Annotated in this window: 5 protein-coding genes; 1 reads left to right on the top strand and 4 read right to left on the bottom strand. The window is 35.7% G+C overall.

Translation table 11 applies throughout. The features are described 5' to 3' along the window. The first annotated feature begins 322 nt into the window (after positions 1-322). A complete protein-coding gene (locus FJ213_12845) occupies positions 323-568 on the top strand; it encodes a DUF2283 domain-containing protein (protein ID MBM4177037.1) in 246 nt (81 codons plus the stop codon). Positions 569-634: 66 nt separating this feature from the next. Here the strand turns inward: FJ213_12845 and FJ213_12840 are convergent, their stop codons facing one another. The 4 genes from FJ213_12840 to FJ213_12825 form a co-directional block, all read right to left on the bottom strand. After that, on the bottom strand, positions 635-973 hold the full coding sequence (locus tag FJ213_12840) for a DUF4296 domain-containing protein (GenBank protein ID MBM4177036.1): 339 nt from the start codon (positions 971-973) through the stop codon (positions 635-637). Beyond that, positions 954-1,844: a rhomboid family intramembrane serine protease gene (locus tag FJ213_12835; GenBank protein ID MBM4177035.1), complete on the bottom strand. Its 891-nt coding sequence runs from the start codon at positions 1,842-1,844 to the stop codon at positions 954-956. The genes FJ213_12840 and FJ213_12835 overlap by 20 nt, the downstream gene beginning before the upstream one ends. A 200-nt stretch (positions 1,845-2,044) precedes the next feature. Beyond that, positions 2,045-3,241, bottom strand: a complete 1,197-nt coding sequence (locus FJ213_12830) for a phosphoglycerate kinase (protein ID MBM4177034.1) — start codon at positions 3,239-3,241, stop codon at positions 2,045-2,047. A 186-nt stretch (positions 3,242-3,427) separates the two neighbouring features. After that, entirely contained in the window at positions 3,428-4,174 is a 747-nt protein-coding gene (locus FJ213_12825; GenBank protein ID MBM4177033.1) for a hypothetical protein, read from the bottom strand. Positions 4,175-4,426 lie beyond the last annotated feature (252 nt).

Below are 4,426 nucleotides of genomic sequence, written 5' to 3'. Positions count from 1 at the left end.
TTACTTAATTTGCCTTTGTAATAAAATCGATGAAATTCGCTCTATCAAAGAATAAAGTTAATATCAGATTAACTGATGAAAGATGGTTTCACATTACAGAAGAACACTCTGAAATGGCCGGACTATACTTTGAAGTACTAGAAACAATAGAATCGCCTGAAGCCGTTTATTTAGGTAGTACAGGTTAGCTTATCGCAATTAAAGAAATCAAGAAGGATAAATTTCTAATAGTAATATATAAAGAAATTGATTTAAAGGATGGATTTGTAATTACAGCTTTTATAACTCGACGAAAAAAACAAATTGAAAGGAGAATGAAATTATGGCCGCTTTAGAAGTTGAAAAAATTATAGATATCGTACCCCAAATTATAAATATTCCCTTTGAGCGTATTTGGTCAAGCTATGATGCAGAAGCAGATGTATTGTACCTGAATTTTAAGAAACCCAGTCACGCAGATGACACTGAATTTACAGATGATGATATTATTATCAGATACGAAAAAGGAGAGGTAATAGGAGTAACAATTCTTAACGCAAGTAAGAAAGGAATGAAGCAATCTAATTAACTCTTTATCAAATATTTAATTATGTAAGCAGGGTTTCAGTTTCTCAATTGTTTTAATATTATAGCACTACTGCGCAGAGGCATTTAACTGAACATTCTCAAGATTTTTCACAACCTTTTCAAAAAATACTTTCCATCTTTGAGGATCGGAGTTGTAATATTCTAAAGTTGCATCTACTTGTGTTCGGTTAACATTGTAAGCTTTGAAAATCCTCTCCCGGTCTGCGATAAATGATTTTGTATCGCCTTTATATTTTTCTTTAGAGATCAACAGCTCTGAATAAATCTGCACAAATATTTCTTCCTCAATGATATCTGAGGAATTGCAACTCGTAATTAAAATAATAGTTATTAAAAAAAGAGAAATAAAAAATTTCATCTGAGCATTACAACTTCTTACTCGCATCGAACAGAATTCTTTTTTCTGCTTCCGAAAGACTCTGATAACCTTTCCTGCTTATTTTATCAAGTATTCTATCAATTTCTTCTTGATCTACCAATTCTTCTTTCTCATCGACATCATAGTAATGCACATCGCTAATATCTTTGCTCGGTTTTCTAAAACCAGACCATTTTTCGTTTGATTTTTTGAATTGATTTAAGTAATCGGAAACTGATAATACAGAACGTTTATCGATGAAATAAAAAATTACGCCAATAACCGCACCGCCGATATGTGCTAAATGAGCTGTGAGCGATTGATCGCCGACAGAAAAGAATTCGATCAATATCATGAAACCAATTAAATATTTGGCAGGAATTGGGATGAAGAAGTATAAATAAATTGGACGATTTGGAAACATTAAAGCAAATGCCATTAACACTCCGTACACACCACCGGATGCCCCGACTGTAGGAGCCAATGCCCCGTCAAAAAGTGGAGATAAAAAAAGCTGGGTCAATCCAGCACCTACACCGCACGTCAAGTAATATATTAAGAATTTCTTCGAGCCCCAGGCGTTCTCTAGTTCCATTCCGAACATCCAGAGATACAACATGTTGAATAGAATATGCGTAAAACTTCCATGCATGAATTGAAATGTTATCAGCTGCCACGGTAAAAATCCGTAACCGAGAGGTATCAATGCAAAATATTCTGTCAATAAATTAGCGACACTAACACGCTCACCAAAGCTATTAGTAAAAGTAAATCCCTGCAAAAAGATTTGAATTAAAAATACCACACCATTAATTATCATTAGATTTTTAATTACAGGCGGAAAAAAGCTGAATCCTCCGAAAAAACTTGACCTGTAATTTCTATCTCTGTAAGCCATATTATCCTTATTAGTTGTTCATAGAAGATTTTCAGGATTTAAAATAATGAAATTAAGATAAAAAGAAGCGATTAAAATTTAACACAGAAGCCAATGGGTTAGGGCTATTAATGGGGTGTTTTTGGTGGGATTGGGTTTTATGGCTTCTGTGTTTTTCAATATGAATAAATTTAGAAAATCATTTCGTGTGATTCAATCATTTACTTTTCTGTAAGGGCGACAACGCCTGGAAGAATTTTTCCTTCAAGAAATTCCAACGATGCCCCGCCGCCGGTCGAGACATGCGAAACCTTATCTTCCAATCCGGCTTTTGAAATTGCCGCTGCTGAATCGCCGCCGCCAACAATCGTTGTCACACCTTTTGATGTGGCTTCTGCGAGAACTCTTGCAATTTCATTCGTTCCCACAGCAAAATTGTTCATTTCAAAAACTCCCATCGGTCCGTTCCAAACTATAGTCTTTGAATTTCTAATGACGTCTGAAAAAAGTTCAATTGTTTTTGGTCCGATATCAAGTCCCTGCCAATCTGATTTAATTGAATTGATATCGACTATCTCAGTTTTGGCATTGTTGTCGAAAGCATCGGCAATCACTGTATCAACTGGTAAAAACAACTTTAGATTTTTTGATTTTGTTTCATCTAGAATTTCCTTTGCCATTTGAATTCTGTCTTCTTCAAGCAAAGATTTCCCGATTTCGAGTCCTTGAGCTTTAAAGAATGTGAATGCCATTCCACCGCCGATAATCAAGTTATCGACTTTCCCCATTAAGTTTTTAATAACGTCAATCTTTCCAGAGATTTTTGCGCCGCCAAGAATTGCCGTGTATGGTCTTCCGGGATTACCGACGGCTTTGGAAAGAAACTCAATTTCTTTTTGCATTAAATACCCCGAGGCATTTTGCTTGAAATATTTTGTCACTCCTTCTGTAGATGCATGTGCTCTATGTGCACTGCCGAAGGCATCGTTAACATAAACATCACCAAGTGATGCTAATTGTTTGGCAAAGTTATCATCGTTTGCTTCTTCTTCAGCGTGGAAGCGTAAATTCTCAAGAAGAACAACATCGCCTTCTTTCATTTCATTAACAATTTTTTCCGCTTCACTTCCGATACAATCGGGAGTCAGCATGACTTCTTTACTGAGAATTTCAGATAATCTACTCGCTGCAGGTTTCAAACTGTATTTCGGATTTTGTTTACCTTTTGGTCTTCCAAGGTGGCTCATTAAAATTGCTTTTCCTCCATCGTCAATGATTTTTTTAATCGTTGGAAGTGAAGCTCGAATTCTTGTATCGTCCGACACGTTCAGGTTTTCATCAAGCGGTACATTAAAGTCAACTCTAACTAAAACTCTTTTACCTTTTAATTCTAATTTATCGATTGAAAGCTTGTTCATTTAATAACCTCATTAATTCAATGTTTGCGATACAAATTTAATGAAAAGCTGAATTGGTTGTACAAAAATAATAACTAGCAGTCACTGTCCACGCCGTGACTGACTTTTTTGGGGTTAGATTGAGCTGACTTTGTCACGGAATGGTACGCGACAACCAAGTAAAGTAACTCTATTTATTTGATTCTTTTATAATCCAAACATTAAAGTTGCAGTAATCTGCAATGTATTTATACTTCTTGTAGCAGAAATAAAATGCTCATCACCACCGAGATTTATCAGAGGATCTTTTTCATCATTGAGAGAAAGATAAGAATCCAACCTTTGGTCTTTAGCTGGATTTGCATCTCCCCACGTCTTTCTAAACAAATTGAGCATGTTGTACTGAATACCGAGGTCAAGTTTCATCATTGGACCGAAGTTAATTATCGCACCGATTCCGCCGCCGGCTCCTATTCTCGAAGCTGGTTCTAATTTATGCGTTCCGCTTGGGACTTTTGCCACGCCATTGAAAATAGTCTCACCGCTGAATGAATTGAAAGAAATAAATGCATTTAAGTACGGCTTAATTGGAAGAAGAGGCAGACCGAGAGAAAATTCCGGACCGGCTTTTATTGAAAGGACATTCTGAGTTAAATCGATCCTTCCTTTGCCTGGTTCGGACTCACCTTCATTGCTTAGTGAACTGTAATCAATTTGTGCAAAAACATTTAGAGCAAGCAAACCCAATCTTGCTTTTGCATGAAGAATATAACCTGATGAAAGTCCGTAATTTTTTCCCGAATAAAAATCTTGTGTAGTTCCGGAGTAATCTGAAAGTGGAGAAACCATTCCGCCTCCGATTCCGGCTTGAAGTGAAATTTGTGCATCGGCAGTACTTACAGAAAATAAAAAGATTGCAAAGAACACAAATGTTGAAATCCAATGAAATTTCATCTTAACCTCGTCTTTTTTCTGAAATTAATTCTATGTGAAGTATAATGAAAATTATAATAAAAAGTAAAAGGGAAGTAGAGAAAGTAGTTAGATAACTCTGTGCTCTTAGTTTACCGTAGTTATTAAACCACTGAGAACACTAAGAGCACAAAGTTTTATAAAAAGATCATTAATATCGAGTAATTGTTTTAGTCAAAATCTTCATAATGAAGAATCTTACTTAATCTTTCCGCTCAGTAATTCATCGACAAT

The sequence above is a fragment of the Ignavibacteria bacterium genome, from assembly GCA_016873845.1.
GTDB lineage: Bacteria > Bacteroidota > Ignavibacteria > Ch128b > Ch128b > JAHJVF01.
The sequence above is the reverse complement of the archived record's forward strand: the minus strand, read 5'-3'. Positions and strand labels throughout refer to the sequence as shown.

What these genes read in the sequence shown, in the direction of transcription:
- FJ213_12845 (MBM4177037.1), top strand. Translation starts at nt 323, where the DNA reads ATGGCCGCTTTAGAAGTTGAAAAAATTATAGATATCGTACCCCAAATT.
- FJ213_12830 (MBM4177034.1), bottom strand. Translation starts at nt 3,241, where the DNA reads ATGAACAAGCTTTCAATCGATAAATTAGAATTAAAAGGTAAAAGAGTT.
- FJ213_12825 (MBM4177033.1), bottom strand. Translation starts at nt 4,174, where the DNA reads ATGAAATTTCATTGGATTTCAACATTTGTGTTCTTTGCAATCTTTTTA.
- FJ213_12835 (MBM4177035.1), bottom strand. Translation starts at nt 1,844, where the DNA reads ATGGCTTACAGAGATAGAAATTACAGGTCAAGTTTTTTCGGAGGATTC.
- FJ213_12840 (MBM4177036.1), bottom strand. Translation starts at nt 973, where the DNA reads ATGCGAGTAAGAAGTTGTAATGCTCAGATGAAATTTTTTATTTCTCTT.